The 26,264-nt window shown below is 70.3% G+C and carries 21 protein-coding genes; 8 read left to right on the top strand and 13 right to left on the bottom strand.

All coding sequences use genetic code 11. The features are described from left to right. The first annotated feature begins 29 nt into the window (after positions 1 to 29). Both metE and ACO0LV_RS04045 read left to right on the top strand, forming a co-directional pair. A complete protein-coding gene (gene metE / locus ACO0LV_RS04050) occupies positions 30 to 2,354 on the top strand; it encodes a 5-methyltetrahydropteroyltriglutamate--homocysteine S-methyltransferase (protein WP_424786582.1) in 2,325 nt (774 codons plus the stop codon). A 106-nt stretch (positions 2,355 to 2,460) separates the two neighbouring features. Further along, entirely contained in the window at positions 2,461 to 2,769 is a 309-nt protein-coding gene (locus tag ACO0LV_RS04045) for a YtxH domain-containing protein (protein ID WP_424786581.1), read from the top strand. A gap of 46 nt (positions 2,770 to 2,815) precedes the next feature. On the opposite strand, the gene ACO0LV_RS04040 is transcribed toward ACO0LV_RS04045, so the two are convergent. Continuing rightward, on the bottom strand, positions 2,816 to 3,541 hold the full coding sequence (locus ACO0LV_RS04040) for an HNH endonuclease family protein (protein ID WP_424786580.1): 726 nt from the start codon (positions 3,539 to 3,541) through the stop codon (positions 2,816 to 2,818). 143 nt (positions 3,542 to 3,684) lie between these two features. Between ACO0LV_RS04040 and ACO0LV_RS04035 the strand changes: the two genes are divergently transcribed. Then, entirely contained in the window at positions 3,685 to 4,755 is a 1,071-nt protein-coding gene (locus ACO0LV_RS04035; RefSeq protein WP_424786579.1) for a VIT1/CCC1 transporter family protein, read from the top strand. A gap of 21 nt (positions 4,756 to 4,776) precedes the next feature. Here the strand turns inward: ACO0LV_RS04035 and ACO0LV_RS04030 are convergent, their stop codons facing one another. The 8 genes from ACO0LV_RS04030 to ACO0LV_RS03995 form a co-directional block, all read right to left on the bottom strand. Further along, entirely contained in the window at positions 4,777 to 5,829 is a 1,053-nt protein-coding gene (locus ACO0LV_RS04030) for an App1 family protein (protein WP_424786578.1), read from the bottom strand. Positions 5,830 to 5,869: 40 nt separating this feature from the next. After that, positions 5,870 to 6,100, bottom strand: a complete 231-nt coding sequence (locus ACO0LV_RS04025; RefSeq protein ID WP_424786577.1) for a DUF6458 family protein — start codon at positions 6,098 to 6,100, stop codon at positions 5,870 to 5,872. 187 nt (positions 6,101 to 6,287) lie between these two features. Next, positions 6,288 to 6,599 (bottom strand): hypothetical protein, encoded by a 312-nt coding sequence (locus ACO0LV_RS04020; protein WP_424786576.1) that lies wholly within the window; start codon positions 6,597 to 6,599, stop codon positions 6,288 to 6,290. A gap of 58 nt (positions 6,600 to 6,657) precedes the next feature. After that, complete coding sequence (locus ACO0LV_RS04015; RefSeq protein ID WP_424786575.1) at positions 6,658 to 7,302, bottom strand: VOC family protein; 645 nt, start codon at positions 7,300 to 7,302, stop codon at positions 6,658 to 6,660. A gap of 116 nt (positions 7,303 to 7,418) precedes the next feature. Next, complete coding sequence (locus ACO0LV_RS04010) at positions 7,419 to 12,263, bottom strand: NAD-glutamate dehydrogenase (protein WP_424786574.1); 4,845 nt, start codon at positions 12,261 to 12,263, stop codon at positions 7,419 to 7,421. A gap of 184 nt (positions 12,264 to 12,447) precedes the next feature. Further along, positions 12,448 to 13,080, bottom strand: coding sequence for a YigZ family protein (locus ACO0LV_RS04005; RefSeq protein WP_424786573.1), 633 nt, complete (start codon positions 13,078 to 13,080; stop codon positions 12,448 to 12,450). After that, positions 13,077 to 13,631: a pyridoxamine 5'-phosphate oxidase family protein gene (locus ACO0LV_RS04000; RefSeq protein ID WP_424786572.1), complete on the bottom strand. Its 555-nt coding sequence runs from the start codon at positions 13,629 to 13,631 to the stop codon at positions 13,077 to 13,079. Before ACO0LV_RS04000 ends, ACO0LV_RS04005 begins: the two co-directional genes overlap by 4 nt. A 51-nt stretch (positions 13,632 to 13,682) precedes the next feature. Next, positions 13,683 to 15,410 carry a glycerol-3-phosphate dehydrogenase/oxidase gene (locus ACO0LV_RS03995; protein ID WP_424786571.1) on the bottom strand — a complete coding sequence of 576 codons (1,728 nt, stop codon included), beginning with the start codon at positions 15,408 to 15,410 and terminating at the stop codon, positions 13,683 to 13,685. A gap of 149 nt (positions 15,411 to 15,559) precedes the next feature. Between ACO0LV_RS03995 and ACO0LV_RS03990 the strand changes: the two genes are divergently transcribed. The 4 genes from ACO0LV_RS03990 (at position 15,560) to ACO0LV_RS03975 (ending at position 20,459) form a co-directional block, all read left to right on the top strand. Then, entirely contained in the window at positions 15,560 to 16,414 is an 855-nt protein-coding gene (locus ACO0LV_RS03990; RefSeq protein WP_424786570.1) for an HAD-IIA family hydrolase, read from the top strand. 139 nt (positions 16,415 to 16,553) lie between these two features. Next, positions 16,554 to 17,534 carry a type II CAAX prenyl endopeptidase Rce1 family protein gene (locus tag ACO0LV_RS03985; RefSeq protein WP_424786569.1) on the top strand — a complete coding sequence of 327 codons (981 nt, stop codon included), beginning with the start codon at positions 16,554 to 16,556 and terminating at the stop codon, positions 17,532 to 17,534. A 152-nt stretch (positions 17,535 to 17,686) separates the two neighbouring features. Beyond that, positions 17,687 to 19,183: a DNA cytosine methyltransferase gene (locus tag ACO0LV_RS03980; RefSeq protein WP_424786568.1), complete on the top strand. Its 1,497-nt coding sequence runs from the start codon at positions 17,687 to 17,689 to the stop codon at positions 19,181 to 19,183. A gap of 10 nt (positions 19,184 to 19,193) precedes the next feature. Beyond that, positions 19,194 to 20,459, top strand: a complete 1,266-nt coding sequence (locus tag ACO0LV_RS03975; RefSeq protein ID WP_424786567.1) for a hypothetical protein — start codon at positions 19,194 to 19,196, stop codon at positions 20,457 to 20,459. Here the strand turns inward: ACO0LV_RS03975 and ACO0LV_RS03970 are convergent. Next, complete coding sequence (locus ACO0LV_RS03970; protein WP_424786566.1) at positions 20,427 to 20,993, bottom strand: GNAT family N-acetyltransferase; 567 nt, start codon at positions 20,991 to 20,993, stop codon at positions 20,427 to 20,429. The genes ACO0LV_RS03975 and ACO0LV_RS03970 overlap by 33 nt on opposite strands. Before the next feature lie 199 nt (positions 20,994 to 21,192). Between ACO0LV_RS03970 and ACO0LV_RS03965 the strand changes: the two genes are divergently transcribed. Next, positions 21,193 to 22,776, top strand: a complete 1,584-nt coding sequence (locus tag ACO0LV_RS03965) for an amidohydrolase (RefSeq protein ID WP_424786565.1) — start codon at positions 21,193 to 21,195, stop codon at positions 22,774 to 22,776. An 85-nt stretch (positions 22,777 to 22,861) separates the two neighbouring features. Here ACO0LV_RS03965 and ACO0LV_RS03960 read toward each other — a convergent pair whose 3' ends face one another. The 3 genes from ACO0LV_RS03960 to ACO0LV_RS03950 all read right to left on the bottom strand — a co-directional run bounded on the left by ACO0LV_RS03960 (position 22,862) and on the right by ACO0LV_RS03950 (position 26,253). Continuing rightward, positions 22,862 to 23,224, bottom strand: coding sequence for a hypothetical protein (locus ACO0LV_RS03960; protein ID WP_424786564.1), 363 nt, complete (start codon positions 23,222 to 23,224; stop codon positions 22,862 to 22,864). Positions 23,225 to 23,320: 96 nt separating this feature from the next. Continuing rightward, complete coding sequence (gene hutI / locus ACO0LV_RS03955) at positions 23,321 to 24,583, bottom strand: imidazolonepropionase (protein ID WP_424786563.1); 1,263 nt, start codon at positions 24,581 to 24,583, stop codon at positions 23,321 to 23,323. Further along, entirely contained in the window at positions 24,583 to 26,253 is a 1,671-nt protein-coding gene (locus tag ACO0LV_RS03950; RefSeq protein WP_424786562.1) for a urocanate hydratase, read from the bottom strand. Before ACO0LV_RS03950 ends, hutI begins: the two co-directional genes overlap by 1 nt. Positions 26,254 to 26,264: the final 11 nt, after the last annotated feature.

Raw genomic sequence — 26,264 nt, 5'->3', positions numbered from 1 at the left:
TCTTCAACCGCACCCGAACAGGAAGTCTCATGACACAGCACACCCCGTTCCCCGCCGCCACCATCCTGGGCTACCCCCGGATCGGCCCGGATCGCGAACTCAAACGAGCCGTGGAGTCCTTCTGGGCCGGCCGCACCGACGCCGCCGAACTGACCGCATCCGCACGCGCGCTGCGTGCGGATCTGCGCACCCGCCTGCGTGGCCTGGGTCTGGACGCCCAGGACGCCTCGATCCCCTCCGACTTCACCTTCTATGACCAGGTGCTCTCGGTGGCCGCACAGGTGGGGGCGATCCCGGCGCGGTTCGACGACCTGCGCGACCAGAACGGATCGCTGGACCTGGCCGGCTACTTCACCGTGGCCCGCGGGGAGGGTGACCGGGCACCGCTGGAGATGACCAAGTGGTTCGACTCCAACTATCACTACCTGGTGCCCGAGATCGGCCCGGAGACCGCCTTCGATCTGGTTGAGACCCCCAGCGTGGCAGCGTTCACCGAGGCCGCCGAGGACGGCGTGATCACCCGCCCGGTGCTGGTGGGTCCGATCACGTTCCTGCTGCTGTCCAAGGCCAGTGAGGCGGCCCCGGACGGCTTCAACCCGCTGGACCGTATCGATGACCTGACCGCGGTGTACGCCCGGTGGCTGGCCGCCTTCGCCGAGGCCGGTGCTCCCTGGGTGCAGCTGGACGAGCCGGGGCTGGTCTCCGACACCTGGCCGATCTCCCGGGCCGAACTCGGCGAACTGGTCTCCCGGGTCTACACCACCCTGGCCGGGGCGAGTGAGCGACCGGCGCTGTTCGTGGCCGCGCCCTACCACCGGCTGGGCAGCGCGTTCACCCCGTTGGCCCGAAGCGGGGTGGAGGCGATCGGACTGGACCTGGTGCGCGGGGACATCCCCGACGACGTGGCGGGTGCGGACCTGTCCGGGGTGACCCTGGTGGCCGGGCTGGTCGATGGGCACAACGTGTGGCGCACCGACCTGGACGCCGCCCACGAGAAACTCACCGCCCTGCGCGGCGCTGCCGGGCCCGAGGCCACCGTGGCGGTGTCCACCTCCACCTCGCTGTTCCACGTGCCGCACACCGTGGCCGATGAACCCCAGCTGCCCGAGCAGCTGCGGTCCTGGCTGGCGTTCGCCGATGAGAAGGTCGGTGAGGTCCGGGCCCTGGCGGCCGGGCCCGAGCGGGCCGCCGGGGCGTTCGAGGCCTCCCGCGCGGTGCGGGCCGATCGGGCCGGCGCCGAGGGGGTCACGGTGCCCGTGGTGCGTGAGCGCACGGGCCGGCTGTCGAAGGCCGACTTCGCGCGCAGCGACTACCCCACCCGGCAGGCCGCCCAGCGGGCGGCGCTGGACCTACCGGAGTTGCCGACGACGACGATCGGGTCGTTCCCGCAGACCGCCGAGGTGCGGCGCGCCCGGGCGCAGGCACGACGCGGCGACATCACCGGAGAGGAGTACCTGGCGGCGATGCGCGCCGAGATCGACCGGGTGATCGCGCTGCAGGAGGAACTGGGCCTGGATGTGTTGGTGCACGGCGAACCCGAGCGCAACGACATGGTGCAGTACTTCGCCGAGAACCTCGACGGTTTCGCGGTCACCCAGAACGGGTGGGTGCAGTCCTACGGATCCCGGTGCACCCGGCCCTCGATCCTGTGGGGTGACGTGTCCCGGCCCGAACCGATCACGGTGCAGTGGTCCACCTACGCCGCCTCCCGCACGGACAAGCCGGTCAAGGGCATGCTCACCGGTCCGGTGACGATCCTGGCCTGGTCCTTCGTGCGCGATGATCAGCCGCTGGGTGAGACCGCCAACCAGGTGGCCCTGGCGCTGCGCGATGAGGTGGCGGATCTGGAGGCGGCCGGGATCGGGCTGATCCAGGTGGATGAGCCGGCGCTTCGGGAACTGCTGCCGCTGCGCCAGGAAGAACACGAGGACTACCTGGACTGGTCGGTCAACGCGTTCCGGCTGGCTACCGCCGGCGCCGGGGACGCCACCCAGGTGCACACCCACCTGTGCTACTCCGAGTTCGGTGAGGTCATCGGGGCTATCGATGGCCTCGATGCCGACGTGACCTCGGTGGAAGCGGCCCGGTCCAAGATGGAGATCGTCCCGGACATCGCCGACTCCTCCTTCGCCCGGGGGATCGGGCCGGGGGTCTACGACATCCACTCACCCCGGGTGCCCAGCACCGCCGAACTCACCGGACTGCTCCGGATCGCGCTGGGCTCGGTGGACCCGCACCAGTTGTGGGTCAACCCCGACTGCGGGCTGAAGACCCGAGGCTATGAGGAGACCACGGCCTCGCTGCGCAATCTGGTGGCCGCGGCCAGGGAGGCGCGCGCGATCGTGCAGGCCTGATCCGGCCGGGGTTCGCACCGGAGCGGCTCCAACCGCACTCCCCGGCGTGCGATCACGGCGAGCAGCGCTAGCGTGGAGGCACGAAGACAACGAGGGAGTGGATGCTATGAAGGGCAAGGTCGGGTTCGTGTTGGGCGCCGCCGTGGGATACCTGTTGGGTACCCGCGCCGGCCAGGAGCACTACGACAAGATCAAGGCGCAGGCCAAGAACGTCTGGGAGAACCCGACGGTGCAGGAAAAGGTCTCGGCTGCGGAGAGCAAGGTCGGGGAGGTCATGCGCGAGCAGGGCTCGCACGTGGCGGAAAAGATCACCGACACGGTCAAGAGCAGGTTCGGCTCCGACTCCTCCGTGGGCTCCGAGGACGTTCAGGCCCCGGCCGAGCCTTACCCGCCGGCACCGCGCCCGCACGACTGAGGTCGTCCAGAGTTCGCCGTGGCTCCCCCGGGCCGGCTGTGCGTCGTCAGCCGGCCGGGCAGGCCGTGACGATCTCGGTGAGCGCGCCCAGTTCCTCCGGGGTCACGCCCAGGCGGTAGGCGTCCTTGATCAGTACCTGCTGGACGGCGTAGGCGCAGTGAAACCGCTCATCGGAGGGCAGCCAGTGCGCGGCATCGGAGGCGCCCTTGTCCTGGTTGGCCGCTCCGTCCACCGCGATGAGGTTCCCCGGGTCATTGGCAAAGGCCAGGGCCACTGACGGCGACCAGGAATCGGCCCCCTTGCTCCACGCATCGGCCAGGGCCACCACGTGGTCGATCTGTACCGCTGAACTGGTGTCCGGGCCGCGTTCGAACTCGATCCGGTGCCCGGTGTAGGGGTCGTGCAGCACACCGGCCACCACCACGCACGGTTGCACCGGGTCGTAGGTGACCTCGGCGAGCCAGTGGGCCAGTTGATCGTTGCGGGTGTCACAGCCGTTGCCGTCCACATCGAACCACGGCGGACCGAAGTGATCGCGGTCATAGCCGGCCAGCACCCGCGGCTCGCCCACCACCGGCAGCCGGGTCAGTGCCTCCGTCGCGGCCTGCACCCGCTCGGGTGGGACCGTCCACGCCGGGGCCGGGGTCACCTGCGCCCACCACGTCGGGGCCACCAGCGCGAACACCACGCACAGCACCGCCACGGTGACGGCGTGCAGCACCCGCCGCACCAGGCCGGGCTCCCACTCCAGCAGTTCCGCCAGTCTGTTCACCACCAGGAGCCTCACAGGGCACACCCGGCCCGGGCCCGCGCCGCCGAGTCTGGTGTGGACCCCGGGATCGCCCCGGGCAACGCTGTGGACACGGGCGCGGCGCCGTCATCGGGTGTGCCCCGGGATACGCAACACTGGTCCCCATGTCCGACCCTTCCCCGCGTAGGACCCAGGTGCGCCGGTGGCGCCGGTACCTGGCCGAGGAGCAGGCCGAGGCCAAGGTCTACCGGGCGTTGGCGCAGCGCCGCAGTGGTGAGGAGGCGCAGATCCTGAACGCCCTCGCCGATGCCGAAGCGCGTCATGCCGCGCACTGGGAGCAGCTGCTGGCCGACTACCCCGGCCGCGCCCGCGGCCCTTCGTTGCGGTCACGCCTGTTGATCCTGCTGGCCGGATGGTTCGGCTCGGTCTTCGTGCTCGCCCTAGCCCAGCGTGCCGAGTCGCGTTCGGCCTATGCCGAGGACGACGACGCCACCGACGCCATGGCCGCTGACGAGCGGATCCATGCCGAGGTGGTGCGTTCGCTGGCGGTGCGGGGCCGGGCCAGGATGTCCGGCTCCTTCCGGGCCGCGGTGTTCGGGATGAACGACGGGCTGGTCTCCAACCTTGCTCTGGTGCTGGGGATCGGCGCAGCAGGCACCTCCACGAACGTCATCCTTCTGGCCGGGCTGTCCGGGCTGCTCGCCGGGGCGTTGTCGATGGCGGCGGGGGAGTACGTCTCGGTGCAGTCCCAGCGGGAACTCGTCGATGCCTCCGCCCCGAGCCCGTCGGCCCATACCGTGATCGAGCACCTGGATGTCGACGCCAACGAACTCGCCCTGATCTACCGCGCCCGGGGGATGCCGGAGCAGGAGGCGCAGGCCCGGGCCGCCGAGCGCCTTGCGGTGGCCGACCCGCAACGCCAGCAACCACTCGGGGCCGGCTCGGCACCAGTCGAGCTCGGCTCGGCCCTGGGTGCGGCGGTGGCCAGTTTCTTCTTCTTCGCCACCGGGGCGATCATCCCGGTACTGCCCTACCTGTTCGGGGCCAACGGGCTGTTGGCGGTGCTGCTGGCCGCGCTGCTGGTCGGGGTTGCGCTGGTGGTCACCGGCGCGACCGTGGGCCTGCTGTCCGGATCCTCGCCCTGGCTTCGGGCGCTGCGGCAACTGGGCATCGGGTGGGGTGCGGCAGCGGTCACCTACGCGCTGGGGCTGGCCTTCGGTGCGGTGATCGGCTGAGCGGCCGAAAGGTCCGCTCTCTCAGTCCGGGGGCGCTGCGTCCGCCAGTGCGTTGAGGACCTGGGGGGCCAGGGCCACACCGTCCCCACCCAGGAACTGGGGCGCGCCCCGCAGCCCGCGGCGCCGGTCGGCGTCGGGGAGGGCCACCGGGGTGCCGTGGGACAGGATCTGCTCGCCGGGGGTGAGCTGGCGGATCGCGATCGCCGCCACTGCCCCGGGGAACCCTTGGGCGAACTCGGCGTAGATCGCCGGATCGCGCTGACCGTCATCGCCCACCAGCACCCAGCGCACGTGCGGGAACTCGGTGTGCAGCCGCCGCAGAGTGCGCTCCTTGTGCTCACGGCCGGAACGGAACCAGCCGGTATTGGTCGGGCCCCAGTCGGTCATCAACTTCGGGCCGAACGGATAGTCGTGCTCGTGCAGGAACTCCGCGATCGCGGGCACCACGTTCCACGCACCAGTGGACAGGTAGAACACCGGCAGGTCGGACACCTGCTCCTCGACCCGGCGGTAGAACCGGGCCATCCCCGGAACCACCCGGCGGCTGCTGTGGTGGCGCACGAACGTGTTCCAGACCGCGATCAACGGGCGCGGTACGGCGGTGATCATCACGGTGTCGTCAATGTCGCTGATCAGGCCGACCCGGGCCCGGGAGGAGATGATGCGCACCCGGGCCGGGACCGGCGTGCTGGCCCGGGCGCGCAGGGTGACCTGGTGCCAGCCGGGCGCCAGGCCGTGGCCGTGCACGGACAGGTCGATGTAGCCGCCGCGGTCGGCACGGGTGTGGTGGTCCCGGCCGTCGATGGTGACCGTGACCGGGATCATTCCCACCGGCGCCGTCACGTACGGGCGCCAACCGCGGACCGGCTTGGCCGGTGCGTCGGCCTCGGCGTCGGCCTCCGGCAGCGGGTTGCGGGTCATCACCACCCGGCCCAGGATGCGCACGAAGTCCGGCGATCCGTACCCGGTGTGCGCGATGGTGCGGGGGCGCCACCCGCGGTTGCGGAGGAAGTGGATCAGTCGCCGGTTCAGCGCGTCCTCGACGGCGGCGGCAACATGGGTACCCGCTGGCATGCGATCTCCGTGCGCAGGGCGTCCGTCCGAGCCCGCCGGCTCAGGCCCGTGGTGCCGGCGGGGGCCCCTCGTCGCGACGGTCCACCACCTCTCGGTGGGTGGTGTTGGTCCGCTGGCCCTGGAGCACCAGGGACAGCACGATCGCCAGCACACCGGCACCCATGCAGATGTAGCCGATCATGGTCAGGTCCACAGCGTTGAAATTGTCCCTGACGGCGAAGCCCAGGATCGCTCCGACCACTAACAGGAAGACTCCAAGTCCGATCCTCATCTGCCAACCTCTCCTTCGTTTCGGCGCCGGTTCTCGACGCACGGCGCGCGAGGGCGCGACACCATGGTGGCGCAGGTTGACCGGTCCGGCATGTCGGGACGAGGCACGCGTCCTCCGCCGGTCAGTCCGGGCGCAGGTCACGCGCCGGGTGAACTCCGCCATCGCCGGCCGACCCGGGGGGTGCGGCTCACTCGCCGGTCGAGCCCCGCCGTCGTCCGGGGTTGACCGTGCCCAGCACCGCCCCAGGGGTGGCGCCGGCGGCGCGGGCGCGTTCCTGCAGCGTGTGCGCCTCGGCCTTGGTCATCGGGTTCCGGGCGCCGCAGAAGACGCACTCCACCTCATACCGGGTGGACACCGTAACGGTGGGGATGAAGAACAGGGTGAGTTTGCCGATGTCCTCGATCAGCCGGTGCGCCGCCGGGTTCTGGCAGTGCCCGCAGATGAGGGTGACCGTGGCCAGCACGGTGCGGTAGGGCTTCACCCCGCCGATCAGAATCATGCCACCAGGGTACGCGCGCGGGCAGAGCCACGGGCCCGCTCGCGGGCCCTGACGCAGGTCAGGTCAGGTGCACCGGCCCGTTCGGGGTCTGCAACCGGGCGTGCAGGGTGGTGGTCGCCCCGGACTCGATACTCAGGTCCACCCCGAGCAGGTCCAGCACGCCGCGCACCCGATCGGGTTCCGGGTGCGTGGCTTGCACGCCGAGCAGTTCCACGGTGGGGAGGTCGCCCAGGGCCGGGTGGTCGGTGCTGCCCCAGTCGATCAGGAACGGCACCGCCGGGGAGTGGGCCCGGGGGCGGGAGAGCCGCCAGTGCAACTCGGTGCCCTCCGGGGTGCGCCGCGACAGTGGTTCGATCGGGCCGGGGTCGTACCCACCGGCCCGGGCCCGCTCGATCACCGACTCCAGGTCCGGCGGGTGCACAGCGAAGGTGACCAGGCGGGCGTCGTCCAACGCATCGATGCCGAACGTGGTGATCGGTTCGGTGGACGGGCGGTCCGGGTCCGGCCCGATGATCTCCAGGTAGCCGCGGGTGCGCTGCCCGTCGACGGTGAAGGCGACCAGGTAGTTCGCGGTACCGCGGGGGTGCTTGCCCCCCGGCGCGGGGGCCACGCCGGTGCGTTCGGTGAACTCGGCCACCGCGGCGTTCAGGTCCGGTCCGGCGTACACCAGGTGGTCGAAGTGGGTCGGTACGGGTGCGTTCATAGCGGCCACCGTAGGCAGGGGCCGACGACGACGCACCGGATCCGGCTTCTGTCTCACCTGGCGGTTGGCGCACCCCGGGTTGCCGAGGGGATCGGGGCGCGGCCTGGTCGCTGGGGCTACCGCAACAGGCTCCGCACCCCGCGCAGGGCCACCGACAGCGGTGCCAGGCCGGGGGAGTCGATCGCCAGGATGTCCGTCAGGGACTCCTCCACCCGGCCTACCGCGGCACCGATCTGCTCGGCCCAGTTCTCGATCCGAGCCGACGCCTCACCGTCCTCGGTCTCACGCATGATCACCGCGCTGAGCAACTCGGCGGTGGCGTAGAGGTCATCGCGCATCGAGGCCCGGGCCAGGGTGGCCCAGCGTTCGTCTCGCGGCAACCCGGCCACCTCGATGAGGAGATCGTCGATGCGGAATCGTTCCGAGACCGCGAAGTACAGTTCCGCGGACCGCTCCGGCGGGCACCCGGCCTCATCGGCGAGTTGGACCACGTCCAGCAGCGACAGGCTGGGCAACAACCCGGCGAACTGCTCGGCCAGTTCCTCCGGGACCCCCGCTTGCCGCATCTCCTCGGCACGGGCGTGGAAGCGCTCCAGTTCCGCACCGCGCAGGAACTGCGGCAACTGGGCGCGCAGCGCCGTGACCCGCTCCGAGAAGCGTTCGACCTCCGCGGCCACGTCCAGTTGGTCGTGCCGCTGGTGGGCGAACCAGCGGGTGGCCCGGTCCAGCAGCCTGCGGAAGGACAGGTACAACTCCGCCTGGGTGCCGGCGTCCACCTTGGTGTCCAACGCCTCAACCGCGCTGGTGAACTCGACCAGATCGAATATCTCCCGGCTGGCTGCGTAGGCCCGCGCCACCTGCTCGCTGCTGGCGCCGGTCTCATCGGCAGCCCGGAACGCGAAGCTGATGCCACCGCGGTTGACCATCGAGTTCACCACCGTGTTGATGATGATCTCGGAGCGCAGCGGGTGGGCCTCGATCGCCTCGGCGTACTTCTCGCGCATGGCGGTGGGGAAGTACTCGGCCAGGGTCTTGCTGAACCAGGAGCCATCGGCGATGGAGGTCTGGGCCAGGTCGTCCTTCAGGGCGATCTTGGAGTAGGCCATCAGCACGCTGAACTCCGGCTGGGTGAGCCCGTGCCCGGCCTCGGCCCGGGCGTCCAGTTCCTCCTCATCGGGTAGGAACTCCAGCTCCCGGTCCAAGTCGCCACGCTTCTCCAACCACTGGATCAACCGGCGGTGCACCCCGAGCATCTGCGCGGACTGGGCGCGGGAGTTGGACAGCAACACGTTCTGTTCGTAGTTGTCCCGCAGCACCAGCTCGGCGACCTCATCGGTCATCGAGGCCAGCAGTTCGTTGCGCTCGGATCGGTCCAGGCCCCCATCGCGCATCACTTCCCGCAGCGGGATCTTGATGTTGACCTCAAGGTCCGAACTGGACACGCCCGCAGAGTTGTCGATCGCGTCGGTGTTGATCTGCACCCCGTTCATCGCGGCCTCGATCCGGCCCAACTGGCTGGCCCCGAGGTTGCCGCCCTCGCCCACCACCTTGACGCGCAGGTCCCGCCCGTCCACGCGGATCGCGTCGTTGGCGCGGTCGCCGATGTCGCTGTGGGACTCGGCCGAGGACTTGATGTAGGTGCCGATCCCGCCGTTCCAGAGCAGGTCCACCGGCGCCAGGAGCATCGCCTTGATCAGCTCGGTCGGGGCCAGTTCGGTCACGTCCTCACCGAGTCCCAACGCGGCGCGTACCTGCGGGGTGATCTCGATGGACTTGGCGGTGCGCGGGTACACCCCACCCCCGTCGCTGACCAGGTCGGTGTCGTAGGACTCCCAGGTGGTGCGGGCCTCGGAGAACAGTCGCCTGCGTTCGGCGAAGGAGGTGGTGGCATCCGGGTCGGGGTCCAGGAAGATGTGCCGGTGGTCGAAGGCGCCCACCAGGCGGATGTGTTCGGACAGGAGCATCCCGTTGCCGAAGACGTCCCCGCTCATGTCCCCGATGCCCACCACGGTGAAGTCCTCGGACTGGGTATCCATCCCCCGCTCGCGGAAGTGCCGCTTGACCGACTCCCAGGCGCCCCGGGCGGTGATGCCCATCGCCTTGTGGTCATACCCGGCCGAGCCACCGGAGGCGAAGGCGTCGTCGAGCCAGAACTCGTACTCGGCGGAGATCTCGTTGGCCACATCAGAGAAGGTGGCGGTGCCCTTGTCCGCAGCCACCACCAGGTAGGGATCGTCATCGTCGTGGCGCACCACCCGCTCCGGTGGCACTACGTCGTCGCCGCGGCGGTTGTCGGTCACGTCCAACATGCCGCGGATGAACGCCCGGTAGGAGGCCTCGCCCTCGGCGAGCCAGGCGTCCCGGTCTGCTGCCGGGTCGGGTAGTTGCTTGGCGTAGAAGCCGCCCTTGGAGCCGCCGGGCACGATCACCGCGTTCTTGACCATCTGAGCCTTGACCAGCCCGAGCACCTCGGTGCGGAAGTCCTCCCGGCGGTCGCTCCAGCGCAGCCCGCCGCGGGCCACCTTACCGAATCGCAGGTGCACCCCCTCCACCTGGGGGGAGTAGACCCAGATCTCTGCGGTGGGCACCGGGCTGGGGATGCCGGGCACCTGGGCGCAGTCGATCTTGAAGGAGATGTGCCCGACCGGGTTGCCCTCGGCGTCGGTGCAGAAGTAGTTGGTGCGCTGGGTCGCGCCGATCACACCCATGTAGGCGCGCACCATCCGGTCGTGGTCCAGACTCGGCACGTCGTCCAGGGCGGTGATGATCTCGGAGGTCAGCGTCTCCTCGGCCTGCCGCCGGGCTGTCATGTCCGTGCCCGCGGGGTGGTCCGGGTCGAACCGGGCCTCGAACAGGCGCACCAGTTTGGTAGCCAGTTCGGGGTTGGCCACCAGCCCGGCCTCCAGGTACTCAACCGAGAAGATCGAGCCAACCTGGCGCAGGTAGCGGGCGATGGTCCGCAGGACCACCACCTCGCGCCAGTCCAGCCCGGCGCTGAGCACGAGATGACCCAGCACGTCGCTCTCGGCCAGCCCGGCTCGCGTCGCCAGGAACGCCTCGGTGAAGCGGTGTTCCCGGTCATCGGTGACCCAGAGATCCTCGCTGCCGGCCCGCAGGCCGAAGTCGTACACGAACGCCTCCGCCTGGGTGTCGGTGGCACGGACCCGGAAGGGGCGCTCGTCCAGGACCTCCACACCAAGGTCGGTGAAGGTGCCCAGCACCTCGGTCAGGGAGACCGGGCTGCGGCGGTACACCTTGAGGCGTCGCTCACCCGGGTTGGCCTCCTCCGGGCGGTACAACGCCAAGGCGGTGTCGTCGTCGTCGGCCAACCCCTCCAGGGCGAGCAGGTCCGAGACCGCCGCGTCCGGGGAGACCATCTCCTTGTATGCCTCGGCGAACCGGCCGGTGTAGGTCGCGACCAGGTCGTAGGCCTGTTCCTGCGGTACCCGGTCCAGGGCGGCCTCGAGCACCTTCTCCTCCCAGGTGCGGGTGGCCCGCACCAGTTCGGACTGGATCTGCTCCACATCAACCTCGGGCAGCGCCCGTCCGTGCCGCACCCGCACCACGAAGTGCAACTGCGCCAGCGGGGAGTCGGCCACCCGGGTGGTGAACTCCACCGTCTCGGCCCGGTAGGCCTTGCGCAGCACGTGCTCCATCGCCAGGCGCACTGCGGTGTTGTACCGATCGCGCGGGATGAAGACCAGGGCGGAGACGAACCGGCCGAACTCATCGGTGCGCAGGAACAGTTTCGAGCGGCGCCGTTCCTGCAGGTACAGGACCTCCTGGGCGACCTCGGCCAACGTGGCCACGTCAGTCTGGAAGAGCTCGTCGCGCGGGAAGTTCTCCAGCACCTGCAGCAGATCCTTGCCGGAGTGGGAGTGGGCGCTGAACCCGCTGCGGTGCAGCACCTCGCGCACCTTGTCGGCAGCGATCGGCAGGCGAAGCACCGACTCGGCGTAGGCAGAGGAGGTGAGCATGCCCAGGAAGCGCCGCTCCCCGGTCACGGCACCGGCCTCGTCGAAGGTGCGGATACCGATGTAGTCCAGGTAGGTCGACTTGTGCACGGTGGCGCGGGAGTTGGCCTTGGTGATCGTGAGCAACCGGGGCTCACGTGCGGTGGCCTGGGCCTGGGGCTGCAGCCGGGTGTAGGGCTTCTCCGGTTCTCCGCGCAGGATGCCCAGCCCGCTCTCGGGGACCGGGCGCAGCACGTCCTCACCATCGACGGTGTCCAGGGTGTATTCGCGGTAACCCAGGAAGGTGAAGTGGTCATCGGCGAGCCAGGACAGGAACTCCCGGGTAGGGCCCACCTCGACGGGGTCGACGGTATGCGGCACACTCCGGGCCAGGTCGGAGGTGATCTGCTGGCACTTCTGCCGCATCGCCTTCCAGTCCTGTACGGCTTTGCGGACGTCCTCCAGCACCTCCTCCACCCTGTCCTGCAGGCGGTCGAGGCGTTCGCCGTCGGTGATCCGGTCCACCTCGAGGTGCATCCAGGATTCGGCGATGCCCTGGTCCGCGGGCGGGCGTTCGCTCAGCACCTCGCTCAGGCCCCCGTCCCGGTCACGCCGCACCATCAGTTGGGGGTGCACCACCAGGTGCACGGAAAGGCCCTCCGCGGCCGCGGCTGCGGTGAGGGAGTCGACCAGGAATGGCATGTCGTCGGTGCACACCAGGACCGAGGAGTGCGGCGAGGTCCACCCGTGGGCCTCGCGTTGGGGGGACAGCACCCGCACCAGGGTCTGCCCCTGCCGGCGGGTACCGGCGAGTTCGTACATCGATCGCACCGCCCCGGCAAGGTCCGCCGGCTCACGTTCGGCCAGGTCCTCCGGAGCCACGTGCTCCAACACTCGCGGCAGCACGTCCGCTACATGGTCATGTCCCTGCTCGGCCGCCAGATCAGCAGCGCCGCGAAGGATCTCGTCCCGATCGGGACTACGCTCGCGCAGGATCGACTGGTTCATCTTCCACCCCTGATCGGTGTACTTCGGTGTACCTGTGGAGCCTATCGCTGATCAGCGTGAGGGCAGCCCGAAGGGGGTAACGACCGCGTGCGGGACACCGGCGACGGCGGCTGTGCGGGACACCGGCGATGGCCGGCGTGCTGAGGTGCTGGGGTGGCGGAGCCGACCAGCGGCGAGCGGTTACTCACGCAGGGGTGTCCACCCAGGTGGAGCCTGCCGGCACCGGTTCGGCCGTCCCGCCGGTGAGTTCGGCGACCAGGGCGCCCAGCCCGTCGGAGCGCTCCTGCGGCACTCCCAGGCGCAGCGTGGCCGCCGCGGAATAGGTGGTGTCGAGTACCCGCACACCACGAGCCCGCAGATCGGCCTCGACCTTCCCGGCGGTGGCGTGGTCCAACGCCAGGGTGTACTCCACGAGCAATTCCCGGGCCACCAGCCCGGCCTCGTCCAGGCCCGCCCGGACGGCGTCGGAGTAGGCGCGGATCAAGCCTCCGGTGCCCAGCAGCACCCCGCCGAACCAGCGGGTCACCACCGCCACCACGTCGGAGACCTCCCGGCCCCGCAGTACCTCCAGCATCGGTGCCCCGGCGGTGCCGGCCGGCTCGCCGTCGTCGGAGGACCGTTGCACGCCCGCATCGGGACCGAGCACGAACGCCGAGCAGTGGTGAGCGGCATCCCAGTGCTGCTTGCGCAGCCCCTCGACGACGGTCCGGGCCGCCTCCTCGGTGCTCACCCGGGCCAGGGTGCACAGGAAGCGGGAGCGCTTGACCTCGATCTCCGCCTCACCGTCGGTGGCGAGGGTCAGGTATCGGGTGGTCACGGCTCCATTATCGTCGGGATCAATTCCCAATGATCGTCGCGCAACTCCAGCCGGGCCTGGCGCCGGCCGAAAGGCTCAGGTGCGATCACGGCCAGCCCGTCCCAGATCTCCAAGGCCGTGGGCGTGCAGACCACGTTGACGAAGTCCGGTCCGGGGCCATCGGGCCAGAACGCCCGGAAGAACTGGCGGAACCGGATGGGTGCGTCCGCACCGACGATCTGAGCGTCGCACTCCAGCGTCACGCAGGCCCGGCGCCGATCGTCCTGGAACACCAGCAGGCACCTGGGTGAGCGCCGGATATCGGAGATCTTGCGGGAACGGGGATCGGTGCCGAACCAGAGCGTGCCGTCGGCGGCGCGGGCGAACGGCTCGACGACGCGGGCAGCCGGGCCGCCGGGGGACTCGGTGACCAGGAGGCAGTAGCGCTTGGCCGCCACGATGCCCCAGGCGCGGTCCACCATCGCCTGCGGGTCGGTGATCATCCGCCGCCGGGCCCAGCGCCGGTACAGCAGCCCGAACCGCCCGAAGAACCGCCGCCTCAGCCCACGCATGGTGTCAGTGTCTCGCGCGTGACCGGCCCCGGTCGCGTCGTCACCGGGATCTCAGTCCTCCCGGCCCATCGGGGCCAGCGGCACCCGCTCGGGTGCTTGGGAGCGGGCTCGGACCGCCGCGTCGTCGGCCAGGGCGGACAGGGCGTCCTCCTCGGCCCGGGCCAGTGCCCGGTAGGAGTCGATCTCGGCGGACTTGGTCTCGCCGTCCCAACCCAGTAACGGGGCGGCGATGTCGGCGATCTCGGTCAGCGCCGCCAGCCCGCGGTCACGCGACTCATAGAACAGCCGGACCCGCCGCTGCAGGATGTCCTCCAGGTGCAGGGCTCCCTCGTGGGTGATCGCCCAGGCCACTTCCGCGCGCAGGTACGCAGGCGCGGCGGCCAGGGGCTCACCCAGGCCCGGGTCGTCCTGCACCGCTGCGCTGATCTGGGCCAGTTCGGTGCCGTAACGGCCCAGCAGGTGCTGCAACCGGTCTCCGGTCCACCCGTGCCGGGCACCGATCCGGCCGGCCTGGGCGGTGATCGCCTCCAACCCGCTGGCGCCCACCAGCGGGGTGCGGGCGGTGACCGAGGGGCGGGCCTTGGCACGCTCGGGGCCGATTGCGCTATCCACCGCGTGCTCGGCCATCAGCCGGTACGAGGTGAGTTTGCCACCGGTGATCACCGTCATCCCCGGTGCCACCTCCAGCACGGTGTGGTCGCGGGAGATCTTGGTGGAGGCGGCGTCCTCGCTTGGCTGCACGAGCGGACGCAGCCCGGCGTAGACACCGATGATGTCCTCGAAGGTCAACTCCGAGCGCAGCACCCCGTTGGCGTGCTCGAGCAGGTAGTCCACGTCCGGGCGGGTGGCCACCGGCCGCAGCGGCTCCTCGCTCCAGGGGGTGTCGGTGGTGCCGATGATCCAGTACCGCTGCCAGGGGATGATGAACAGCACCGACTTCTCGGTCCGCAGGAAGATCCCGGCCCGGCCCCGGATCCGGTGGCGCGGCACCACGATGTGGATGCCCTTGGACATCAGCACCCGCACCTTGGCCTCATCGGTGGCCAGGGCCTCGGTGTCCTCGGTCCACACCCCGGTGGCGTTGATGATGTGCTTGGCGTAGACGCGGTGACGCTGACCGGCCTCCAGGTCCACCACCTCGGCGCCGACCACGCGGGGGCCGTCCTTGATCAGGTCCACCATCTGGGTGCGCGAGGCGGCGTGAGCGCCGTAGGACTGGGCGGTGCGGACCAGGGTGGTGACCAGCCGGGCGTCATCGACCCGGGCGTCGTAGAAGCGGATCGCACCGATGAGTTCGTCCGGGCGGATGTCGGGGAACAACTGCAGCGCGCCCCGCTTGGAGTAGTGCTTCTGCAGCGGCACCGCCCGCCCGCGGAATCCGGCCACGGCCATCGCGTCGTACATGCCCACCCCCACCGCGGAGTAGGCCCGTTCGATCACCCGGCGCTTCAGCGGCCACAGGAACGGTTGGGCCTGGACCAGGTGCGGGGCGGTGGTGGTCAGCAGCAGCGCGCGCTCCCGCAGCCCCTCGGCAACCAGTGTGAAATCCAGGTTGTACAGGTAGCGAAGCCCGCCATGTACCAGTTTCGATGACCAGGCGGAGGTACCGCCGGCCCAGTCCTGCATATCCACGATCCCGGTGCGCAGGCCCCGGGTGACGGCGTCCACCGCGACCCCGGCGCCGGTGACCCCACCGCCGATCACCAGCACGTCCAACTGCTCGGTACCCAGCGCGGCCAGAGCATCAGCCCTGCTTCGGGGGGTCAAGGCTGAGAACAAGGCAGTTCCTCCACGGCTCGCACGGACACGAGCCCGGGGTACACGCAACCCCGGGCCGGACTGTGCCCTATGTTTCTCCTAATCGCACCCTTTGTGCAACGCGGCCGCCCTGCCGAGCAACGTGGCCACCCCGACGACCAAGGAGTCTCATGCCCGGCCCAGTCCTCCCCGGACCCGCCCCCACCGGCCTCTTCGAGGCCTACATCTTCGACATGGACGGCACGGTCTACCTGGGTGAGGAGATGCTGCCCGGGGCCACCCGGTTGATCACCGAACTGCGCCGGCGGGGACTGCCGGTGCGGTTCCTGTCCAACAACCCCACCAAGGACCCGCGGCAGTACGCCGAGAAACTGGACCGGCTCGGCCTGCCCACCGCCGAGGACGAGATCGTCAACACCGTGGTGACGATGACACGGTGGCTGCAGACCCATCACCCGCAGGCGAAGGTCTTCCCGATCGCCGAGGAGCCACTCGTGCGGGCGTTGGGCGAGGCCGGAATCGCGATCACCGACGATCCGGCCCAGATCGACATCGTGATCGCCTCCTACGACCGCACCTTCACCTACGCCAAACTGCAGATCGCCTTCGATGCGCTGTGGTTCCACGGCCGAGCGATCCTGGTCACCACCAACCCGGATCGGTACTGCCCCTTCCCCGGCGGACGCGGGGAACCCGACGCCGCCGCGATCGTCGCGGCGGTCGAGGCGTGCACCGGGGTGAAGCTGAGCAAGAACGTGGGCAAGCCGGATCCGGACATGCTCACCGCCGCGCTCGCCGGCCTCGATGTGGACCCTGTCAACGCCCTGATGGTGGGGGACCGGTTGCACACCGACATCCGGATGGCGGCCGACGCCGGCATGCCTTCGGCGATGGTGCTGACCGGGGACTCCACGGCCGACGAGGTGGCCGACACCGAACCCGCCCACCGGCCCACGTATGTGCTGGACCGGGTGGACCACATCCTTCCTGCCGCCCTGCGGGCCGAACTCGGCTGGGTGGAATAGCCGGGTAGGGGTGGTCGGCCTGCCGGCAGCACGGACGACGACGAGGTGCACCCCGGGTGCAGGATGCACGACGGCGGGGCTCACCTGAGGTCGCCCGTGCCGGTCTGGCGGCATGCCCGATCCCTGGCAGAATGTGGGCGTGCCTTCCTCGCCCGCGGTATCGGACCCCGATGGTGACCACGGCTCCACCGATATCGAGGCGGACGTGCGTCCTCGCCGCGACGGTGATCGGGTGACCGCGTCCGGTTACGAGGGTACCGACCGTGCCGGGCGCGCCGACCGTCGGCCCGAGACCGCCGCCGATGCCGTCCATGACATGGACGTGGTACCGCCGGGCTGGCATCGCAAACTGTTGCCGGCATTCGGGGTGAGCCTGTCGGCGTTCCTGCTCTTCGGCATCGAGGTGGGTTGGCCCGGCCATGCGGTGCTGATCGCCAGCCTGGGGGCGGCCTACCTGGTGGACCGCGGCCTGGCCAAGGACCTGCTGCTGATCGGCGTGGGTATCACGATCGTGTCCACCACATCGGTGGCGGCCGACGTGAGTTGGGACCGGTTCTTCACGATCGGGATCGTGCTGGCGCTCGCGGTGGCCACCCCGTTCCTGATCGACCGGCTGATCTACCGGCGCAGGGCGATCCGGTTCCCCTGGCGGGGCCACCGCAAATGGACCCCGGTGCAGAAGGGCTACATGCTGCTGGTCCCGTTCCTGGGCTGGCTGATCCTGCCGTTCTACTTCATCCGATCCGGGGCGTACCAGAACTGGCCGGCCATCACCGACACCAGCGAGTTGGTCCGCTTCTTCATCGGCGTGAACTACGTGGGCACCTGGGATGAACTGTTCTTCATCTGCACCTGCTTCGTGCTGCTGCGCCGCCACTTTCCGATGTGGACGGCCAACATCCTGCAGGCCATCATCTTCGTCTCCTTCCTCTACGAACTGGGCTACACCCACTGGGGCCCGCTGCTGACCGCACCGTTCGCGCTGCTGCAGGGCTACATCTTCACCAAGACCCGCTCGCTGACCTACGTGGTGATCGTGCACCTGCTCTTCGACGTCATCGTTTTCCTCGCGATCGTGCACTCCCACAACCCGGACTTCTTCCCCTACTTCCTGTACTGATCCCGCGTCCACCGCGCCGGGGTCACCCGGGATCAGCCACCGGATCACCAGCCGCTCGTTCGACAGCGGATTCGCCGGGGACTTCGCCGGCGGCGATGTCACAGGTGGGGCATACGGTCGATCTCGTTGCTGACGAAAGCCGAGGAGTCTCGATGACCGCTGTGTTCTGCCCGCCCGGGGTGAAGCGTGAACGTGCGGGGGCTGCGCCGTCGTCGGGCGTCGTGGGCGTGGGCGAGCCGGGACCGGCCGTTGAGCGGGGTAAGCTGGCCAGCATGCTGGGCGGTAGTGGTGAGGCGGCGTTCGACTTCGTCGACCTCTTCGCCGGCGTCGGCGGGTTCCACGCCGTCCTCGGCGCCCTGGGCGGGCGGGCCACATTCGCCTCCGAGATCGACCCGGGGGCCGCCCGGGTGTACCGCGACAACTGGGACATGGGCGTGCACGGGGACATCATCCCGCTCACCGCCGAACGCATGGACGTGCCCGACCATGACGTGCTGGCCGCCGGCTTCCCCTGCCAACCGTTCTCCAAGTCCGGCTTCCAGAAGGGGATGGAGGAGACCCGCGGCACGCTGTTCTTCAACATCGCCCGGGTGCTGGCAGAACGCCGGCCCACCGCGATCCTGCTGGAGAACGTGCGCAACCTGGCCGGGCCGCGGCACCGCGACACCTGGGCCACCATCATCCGCACCCTGCGGGACCTGGGCTACCAGGTCTCGACCACTCCCACGATCTTCTCCCCGCACCTGCTCCCACCCGAACTGGGCGGACGCCCGCAGGTGCGTGACCGGGTCTTCATCACCGGAACCTACGTGGGGCCGCGCCGGGCGTGGGCGCAGTCCTGCGACGAGCCCGTGGTGCCCAACCGGCCGGTGGCCCGGCCCGACGGCGGCCTCTGGGACCCGCACCGGTGGGATCTGCGGTCCGATCTACCGCTGCTGAGCGAGGAGGAGATCCCGGACCTGCAGCGCTACCGGCTCAGCCCCACCGAGACCGAGTGGATCAGCGTGTGGGATGAGTTCGTGCAGATCATGCGCCCGCGGGTGGCCACGCTGCCGGGCTTTCCGATCTGGGCCGATGCGTTCCTGCCCGAGCCGCAGATCACGCAGGGGACCCCGCTGTGGAAGGCGAACTTCCTGCGGAAGAACGCCGAGTTCTACCGCAGCCACCAGCGGGTGCTGGACGGCTGGCTGCAGCGGCATCAGCACCTGGCCCACTTCCCGGCCTCGAGACGCAAACTCGAGTGGCAGGCCCAGGACGCCGAGTCGCTGTGGTCCACGATCATGCACTTCCGGCCCTCCGGGATCAGAGCCAAGAAGCCCACCTACGTGCCGGCCCTGGTCGCGATCACCCAGACCACCATCCTGGGGGACAGACGGCGCCGGCTGACCCCGCGCGAGGCCGCCCGGTTGCAGGGCCTGCCCGATGAGTTCACCTTCGGCGACCAGCCAGCAGCCGCCTCCTACCGGCAGATGGGCAACGGGGTGAACGTCGGGGCCGCCTACTACGTGCTGCGCCAACACCTGGTGCGCACCATCGATGACGTCGAGGACCGCTCACCCGGCCTGGCCCGCGCGGTGCGGCAGGCGCCGGCCAACCCCGATGTGGCGATGGCGCCCGGCTCGGCCCTGGCGCAGGCCGGCGTCGCCTGAGAACCCAGGCATGGGCGCACAGGTGGTCGACCAGATCGGCCCGGACGGCACGGTGGTCCAGGACACCGACGCCAGGATCCGCCCGGCCGAGCGCGTGGCGATCCTGGGGCGGTATCTGCCGGAGGTCTACGTGCAGCAGGTGGGCTCCGAGATGGTTCTGATAGCCGAGGACAACGCGTTGCTGGTGCGGCAGGTGCACCATCTGGGCCATCCCTGGCCAGGGTTCAAGAAGCGGATCCAGATACCGAACCAGTGGATCGGCATCCATCACCTGCTCCGGGAAGGTGGGCTGCGGCCGCGCTTCATCGGCCTCTACCACTACGAAGGCACCACGATCTTCGTGGACTTCGACCCCGACACCTACGTGGCGCGGAAGGCGAACAACTCCGCCGCGCACGTGTCCACCAATGATCTGTTCCAGGCCCAGGCGCGTGGCTCCTTCAGCCGTCGGGACCGGAACGGTAACCGGCTCACCAGCGTGCGCGCGGACTCCTTCGCGCACTATCTGCGCACCGGCGACGTGGGGACCGATCCGCATCTGGAGGTCCTGCAGCAGTTCAACGAGGTATTCATCGACGGTCAACTGACCATGTCCAGCACCGCGGTGCAGCGGATGCACCGGGCCGCCTGGCCCGACAGGTTCCAGGGCGAGTGGCCCGGCTTCTACCTGGAGTACCGGCTGGAGGAGTTCCTCCACGCCGGCGGCCACACCGACCGGGTGCGGCACCTGAAGAACAAGACCCCCGGCGGGTTCGACTACGACCTGCAGTTCCGTGACGGTCCCACCGTCGCCCACTACGGGGACCTGAAGGCCTCTGACCATGTGCAGAAGGAGGCCCCGGGTAACGACGCCGCCTCGGTGCGGGCGTGCGTGCAGGAGTACGGCAAGTTCTGGTTCGTGCTCTATGAGCACCAGACCTGGAAGGCCAAGGACAACCAGAACGCCGCCACGATCGAATGGAACAGGTGGCGCCGGGACGCCGGGTACGTGGCCCGGAAGGGGTTCAACGAACTGTCCTACGCCGGCCGGTTCAAGGAAGCGGTCCGGTTCTTCTCCATGAAGGTGCTGGAGGTCAACACCGGCAACTTCCACACCGTGCTCGGCGACTTCGCCCAGGGCCGCCAGCCCAGCGGCGATGCCCGGGCGCTGAAGGTGATGATCCGTAAGGACCGGATCGACAACTTTCTGGTGCACAGCCACCAGGTGGAGGTCCCCGAACCCGAACCGCTCGCCCCGGGTCGGTTAACTCCCCGCGCCGACGCCACGTTGTGGTGAGGCCGGCGGCCCGGTGCTGTCCCGGTCCCGGCCCATGATCACCGCGGCCGGGCCGCTGTCGCCGTACCGGAAGTCCGGCAGGAGCTCGACGAACCCGGCCCGCCGGTACAGCCGGCGTGCCGGGTTGGTCGGGGCCGTGGCCAGCAGGACGCGTTGGTGCCGGGTGGTGTGCAACAGGTGATGCAGGAGCATGCCCCCGGTGCCACTGCCCTGGTGCTCGGGGGCCACCACCAGTTCGGCGAGTTCGAAGGCGTCCTGCATCCAATCCGCATGGTCGGCCGCCTGCAGGGTGGGACCGATCTGTTCGGGCCACCAGTGCCCGCGTTCGAAGGTGAATCCGAAAGCGAAGCCCACCGACGCTCCGTCCAGCCGGGCTAGCAGCAGCCGCGCGCCGTTGTACTCGCGCATACACCGGGTGTAGGTGTCGGTGAACTGCCGGGTGACCGAGGAAGGGTAGCCGAACGCGGCGGCGTAGAGGGTGGTGACCTCGTCGGCGCCTGTCACCGCCTCGGCGCGGGTCAGGTCGACGATCACCTCCTGAACCCTAGTCCCATGTGGTAGGTGCCTCGCGACCCCGGCTTACCCGCGCCTGGGTCATGCAGCCTTCCCCCCCGGGAGTGCCGCCTTCCCGCACCGGCCGCCTCCCTCCCTCAGTCCGGTGGTGCCACGGCAGGGGCATCTGGGCACGTCCGGGCATCCAGGCACGTACCCTCCTTGCGGGAAGGGAGTGTGCATGGAAGCGATCGAACGGGAGCCGCGCACCGGGGATGCGCCGCTCGTGATCCGTAGGGTGCGGTTGCCAGGACCCCTGGCAGCCGACGACGGCGCACCCGGCCGGGCCGGGGATGGTCGCCCTGCCGCTGGGGGCGGCCCGGGCGAGGAGGTGTGGGACGCCGCGATCACGGACGGTCGGGTCGTACGGGTGGTCCCCACCGGGCACGTGGAGGCACCGGCCGGCTCCGCGGAGATCGACGCCGAGGGCCGCTACCTGCTCCCGGGCCTGTGGGATGAGCACACCCACATGGTGCAGTGGGCCCTGGCGATGTCCCGGTTGGACCTGAGCGGGGCGACCTCGGCGGCACAGGTGATGGACCTGGTGCGCACCGCCCTGCCTACGGACCGCCCCGTGGTGGGTTACGGGTTCCGTGACGCGCTGTGGCCCGACGTTCCGAGCCGGGATCTCCTCGATCAGGTAGCCGGTTCGGTGCCCGTGGTGCTCGTCTCGGGTGACCTGCACTGCGCCTGGGTGAACACCGCCGGCGCGGACCTGCTGCAGGTTACGGTCGGGGCCGACGGGCTGGTCCGTGAGGGCGCGTGGTTCGAGGCGATGCCTCGGCTGGACGCTGCGACCGTAGCCGGGGCGGAAGGCGCCCTGGCCAAGGCGTTGCCGCTGTTGGCGGCCCGCGGTGTCGTCGGTGTGGTGGACCTGGAGTGGGCGGACAACATCAGCGACTGGCGCACCCGGCTCAGCGCCGCCGTGCCGGCCCTGGTCCGGGTGGAGGCCGGGATCTACCCCGACCGGCTCCCGGCGGCGCTGGCCGAGGGTTGGCGCAGTGGCCAGGTGGTGCCCGGAACCGGTGGGCTGGTGCGGGTGGGACCGCTGAAGATCCTCTCCGACGGGTCGCTGAACACCCGCACCGCGCTGTGCCGCGACCCCTACCGGGGATCAGCCCAGGTGGACCGGGCTCCCGGCGGGGGCTATGGGTACCGGGAGTACGACGTGACCGAGATGGTGGAACTGGTCCGGCGGGCAGCCGGTGGAGGCATCACCGCCACGGTGCACGCGATCGGGGATCTGGCTGTCACCGCCGCACTGGACGCCTTCGAGGCCACCGGCTCCGGCGGCCGGATCGAGCACGCCCAGTTGGTGCACCCCTCCGATCATGCGCGGTTCGCCGCCCTGGGCGTGGTGGCCGGTGTGCAACCCGAGCACGCCATGGATGACCGGGATCTGGCCGAGCAGTACTGGCCCGAGCGCACAGGGTGGTGCTTCCCGCTGGCGGACCTGGCCCGGGCCGGCGCGACGATCCGCTTGGGTTCGGACGCGCCGGTGGCGCCACTGGACCCGTGGGTGACGATCAGCGCCGCGGTGACCCGCAGCCGGGACGGCCGGGAGCCGTGGCACCCCGAGCAGGCGCTACCGGTCTCGACGGCGCTGGCGGCCAGTACGCGCGGGAAGGGGAGTGTGCGCGTGGGCCAGGACGCCGACCTGGTGCTGACCGACGTCGACCCCCACACCGCGGACGGTCAGGCGCTGCGGACCATGCCGGTCTGGGCGACCATAGTCGCCGGCCGGTGGACATACGGGCCCGCCTGAGCCGGCGGGCACCGGCCGGCCGGAGCCGGTGCCCGCCCGAGTGAGGCGTCCCGGGCCAGGCGCGTACTCGGCGCGTGCGCGTCAGTCAGCGCGCAGCGCGGGAGGCGAGCAACCAGCGGATCCCGGCCACCACCAGGACCAGCAGCAACACGAACATGATGGTGCTGGCGATGATCGCCCCGGGGTTGTCAGCATCCCCGGCGAACAGGTCGCCCAGGCCCATGAGGTTCGGCAGGGAGCCCAGCGCCCCCAGCAGCGCCAGCACCAGGGCCACGATCAGGGCGGGTTTGCGGGCCTTCGTCCCGCGTGCGATCAGGGCACAGACCAGCAGCAGCACCCCCACGAAGGCGGGGATCAGCGCGGTGATGCTGGCGGCAGCGGTGGCGATGTAGGCCACGGCGCCGGTGGCGATCAGGGCGATGGACACGAGCAGAGTCAGGGTAATCACGGATCTTGCCTCGGTTCGGGGCTGATGGCCGACTTGATCCTACCGGCTGTAGGAGTCGATTTCCGCCACACTCCGCCCCGGGCGGTCGCCGCCGACTCAACCCCCGGCGTGCTCACTCCACTCCAGCGTCCGAGCCAACGGCACTCCGGGCCGGTAGGCCAGGTGCGTCCGGGTCGGGGCGTTCAGCACCGCCAGGTCCGCCCGCGCCCCGACCCCCAGGTGCCCCACGTCCTCGCGCCGCAGCGCCGCCGCGCCACCGGTGGTGGCCGCCTGGACCGCCTCGTCCACGCTCATCCCCATCTCCCGCACCGCCAGGGCGATGCACAGCGGCATCGAGGAGGTGAAGGAGGTGCCGGGGTTGCAGTCGGTGGACAGCGCCACGGTGACCCCGGCGTCCAGCAACCTGCGTGCATCGGGGTAGGGCGACCGGGTGGAGAACTCCACCCCGGGCAGCAGAGTGGCCACGGTGTCCGAGCCGGCCAGGGCCATCACGTCCTCATCGGACAGGTACGTGCAGTGGTCCACACTGGCCGCCCCAAGTTCCACCGCCAGTTGTGCCCCGGGCCCGTACCCGAGTTGGTTGCCGTGTACGCGCAGACCCAGGCCCGCCCGGGCGCCCGCCTCCAGCACTGCCCGTGACTGCTCACCGTCGAAAGCCGAGGCCGCCGCCGGTTCACAGAACACATCCACCCACCGGGCGTGCGGGGCGCACTCGCGCAGCATCGGCCCCCTGACCAGGTCGACGTACGCGTCGGCCCGCCCGGCGAACTCCGGTGGTACCACGTGCGCACCCAGGAAGGTGACCTCCGGGGTCACCTCCGCCGCCAGTTGCAGCGAGCGCACCTCGTTGGCCACGTCCAGGCCGTAACCGGACTTGACCTCCATCGTGGTGGTGCCCTGGGCGCGGGCCTCGGCCACGAACGCCCGGAGCCGCTCACGCAGCACCCGCGTGGAGACCTCCCGGGTGGCCGCCACGGTCACGGCGATCCCGCCGCCGTCGTAGGACTGCCCGCTCATCCGGGCGGCGAACTCCGCCGAGCGGTCCCCGGCGAAAACCAGGTGGGTGTGGGAGTCCACGAACCCCGGCAGCACGCATGCCCCGTCGACGTCGATGCGGGCGTCGGCCGCGGGTGTCACCCGGCCCCGGCCCACCCAGGCGATCCGCCCGCGCGGGCTGGTGGCGCCGTCACCGGCCCCCGGAGCAGACCCGCCGGGCGCGGGCAGACCGCCCGCCGTGGCAGCGTCGTCGTCGGTCTCGATGACGAGGGCGGCGTCCTCGAGCACCCCCAGCGGGCCGGTGCCCAGCGCCGGGTCACCGGTCACCAGTTCTGCGATCCCGGTGATCGCGATGGCGGCCATCAGGTCTCCGAACCGGGCGCGGTGTGCATCGGGATCGGGACGCCGTGGTCACGGGCTACCTGCTCGGCGGACTCATACCCCGCGTCCACGTGCCGGATGATGCCCATCGCAGGGTCGTTGCTGAGCACGCGCGCCAGTTTCCGGGCGGCCAGGTCGGTGCCGTCGGCCACGCTGACCTGGCCGGCGTGGATGGAGCGCCCGATGCCCACCCCGCCGCCGTGGTGCAGCGAGACCCAGGTGGCCCCGGAGGAGGCGGCGACCATGGCGTTGAGCATCGGCCAGTCCGCGATCGCATCGGACCCGTCGGCCATCGCCTCGGTCTCGCGGTAGGGGGAGGCCACCGAGCCGCAGTCCAAGTGATCCCGGCCGATCACGATCGGAGCGCGCAGGGTGCCATCGGCCACCATCTCGTTGAACCGCAGGCCCGCGCGATCGCGTTCGCCGTGACCGAGCCAGCAGATCCGCGCGGGCAGCCCTTCGAAGCTGACCCGCTCCTGGGCGGCGCGGATCCACCGGCGCAGGTGGTCGTTCTCGCCGAAGAGGTCCAGGACCGCCTCGTCGGTCGCGGCGATATCGGCGGGGTCCCCGGACAGCGCCGCCCACCGGAAGGGGCCCTTGCCCGCACAGAACAACGGACGGATATAGGCCGGGACGAACCCGGGGATCTCGAAGGCCCGGTCGTACCCGCCCTTGCGGGCCTCGTCGCGGATGGAGTTGCCGTAGTCGAACACCTCCGCGCCGGCATCGGCGAAGCCGACCATCGCCTCCACGTGCGCCGCCATCGATTCCTGGGCGCGGACGGTGAACTCCTCGGGTTTGGCGGCGGCGTAGTCGTGCCAGTCGGCCAGGTCCACACCCTGGGGCAGGTAGGAGAGTGGATCGTGCGCCGAGGTCTGGTCGGTGACCACATCGATGGCCACGTCCCGGCGGAGCAGTTCCGTGAACACGTCCGCGGCGTTGCCCACCACACCCACCGAGACTGCCTCGCGCGCAGCCCGGGCCGTCTCCACCCGGGTGACGGCGGCATCGAGGTCTTCTGCGACCTCATCCAGGTACCGGGTGCCGACCCGACGGCGCAGCCGGGCCCCGTCCACGTCCACCACCAGGCACACCCCACCATTGAGCGTCACCGCCAGGGGTTGCGCACCGCCCATCCCGCCGCACCCACCGGTCAGGGTCAGTGTCCCGGCCAGGGTGCCGCCGAACCTCTTCGCGGCCACCGCGGCGAAGGTCTCGTAGGTGCCCTGCAGGATGCCCTGCGTTCCGATGTAGATCCAGGAGCCGGCCGTCATCTGTCCGTACATCGTGAGCCCGAGCTGCTCCAGGCGCCGGAACTCCGGCCAGGAGGCCCAGTCGCCCACCAGGTGTGAGTTGGCGATCAGCACCCGCGGTGCCCATTCGTGGGTGCGCATCACACCGACGGGTTTACCGGACTGGACCAGCAGGGTCTCATCGGCCTCCAGGCCGGTCAGCGTGGCCACGATCGCGCGGTAGCTGGGCCAGTCGCGCGCCGCTCTGCCGGTGCCGCCGTAGACCACCAGATCCTCGGGGCGTTCGGCCACCGCTGGGTCGAGGTTGTTCATCAACATCCGCAGGGGTGCCTCGGTCTGCCAGGAATTGGCGGTCAGGGCGGTCCCGGTGGGGGAGCGGACGACGTCGTGACTGCTCATGGCCACGACGG

The organism is Pseudactinotalea sp. Z1739 (assembly GCF_049725055.1).
GTDB lineage: Bacteria > Actinomycetota > Actinomycetes > Actinomycetales > Beutenbergiaceae > CALKWS01.
Note: the sequence above shows the minus strand (reverse complement) of the source record. Positions and strands in the feature narration are given on the sequence as shown.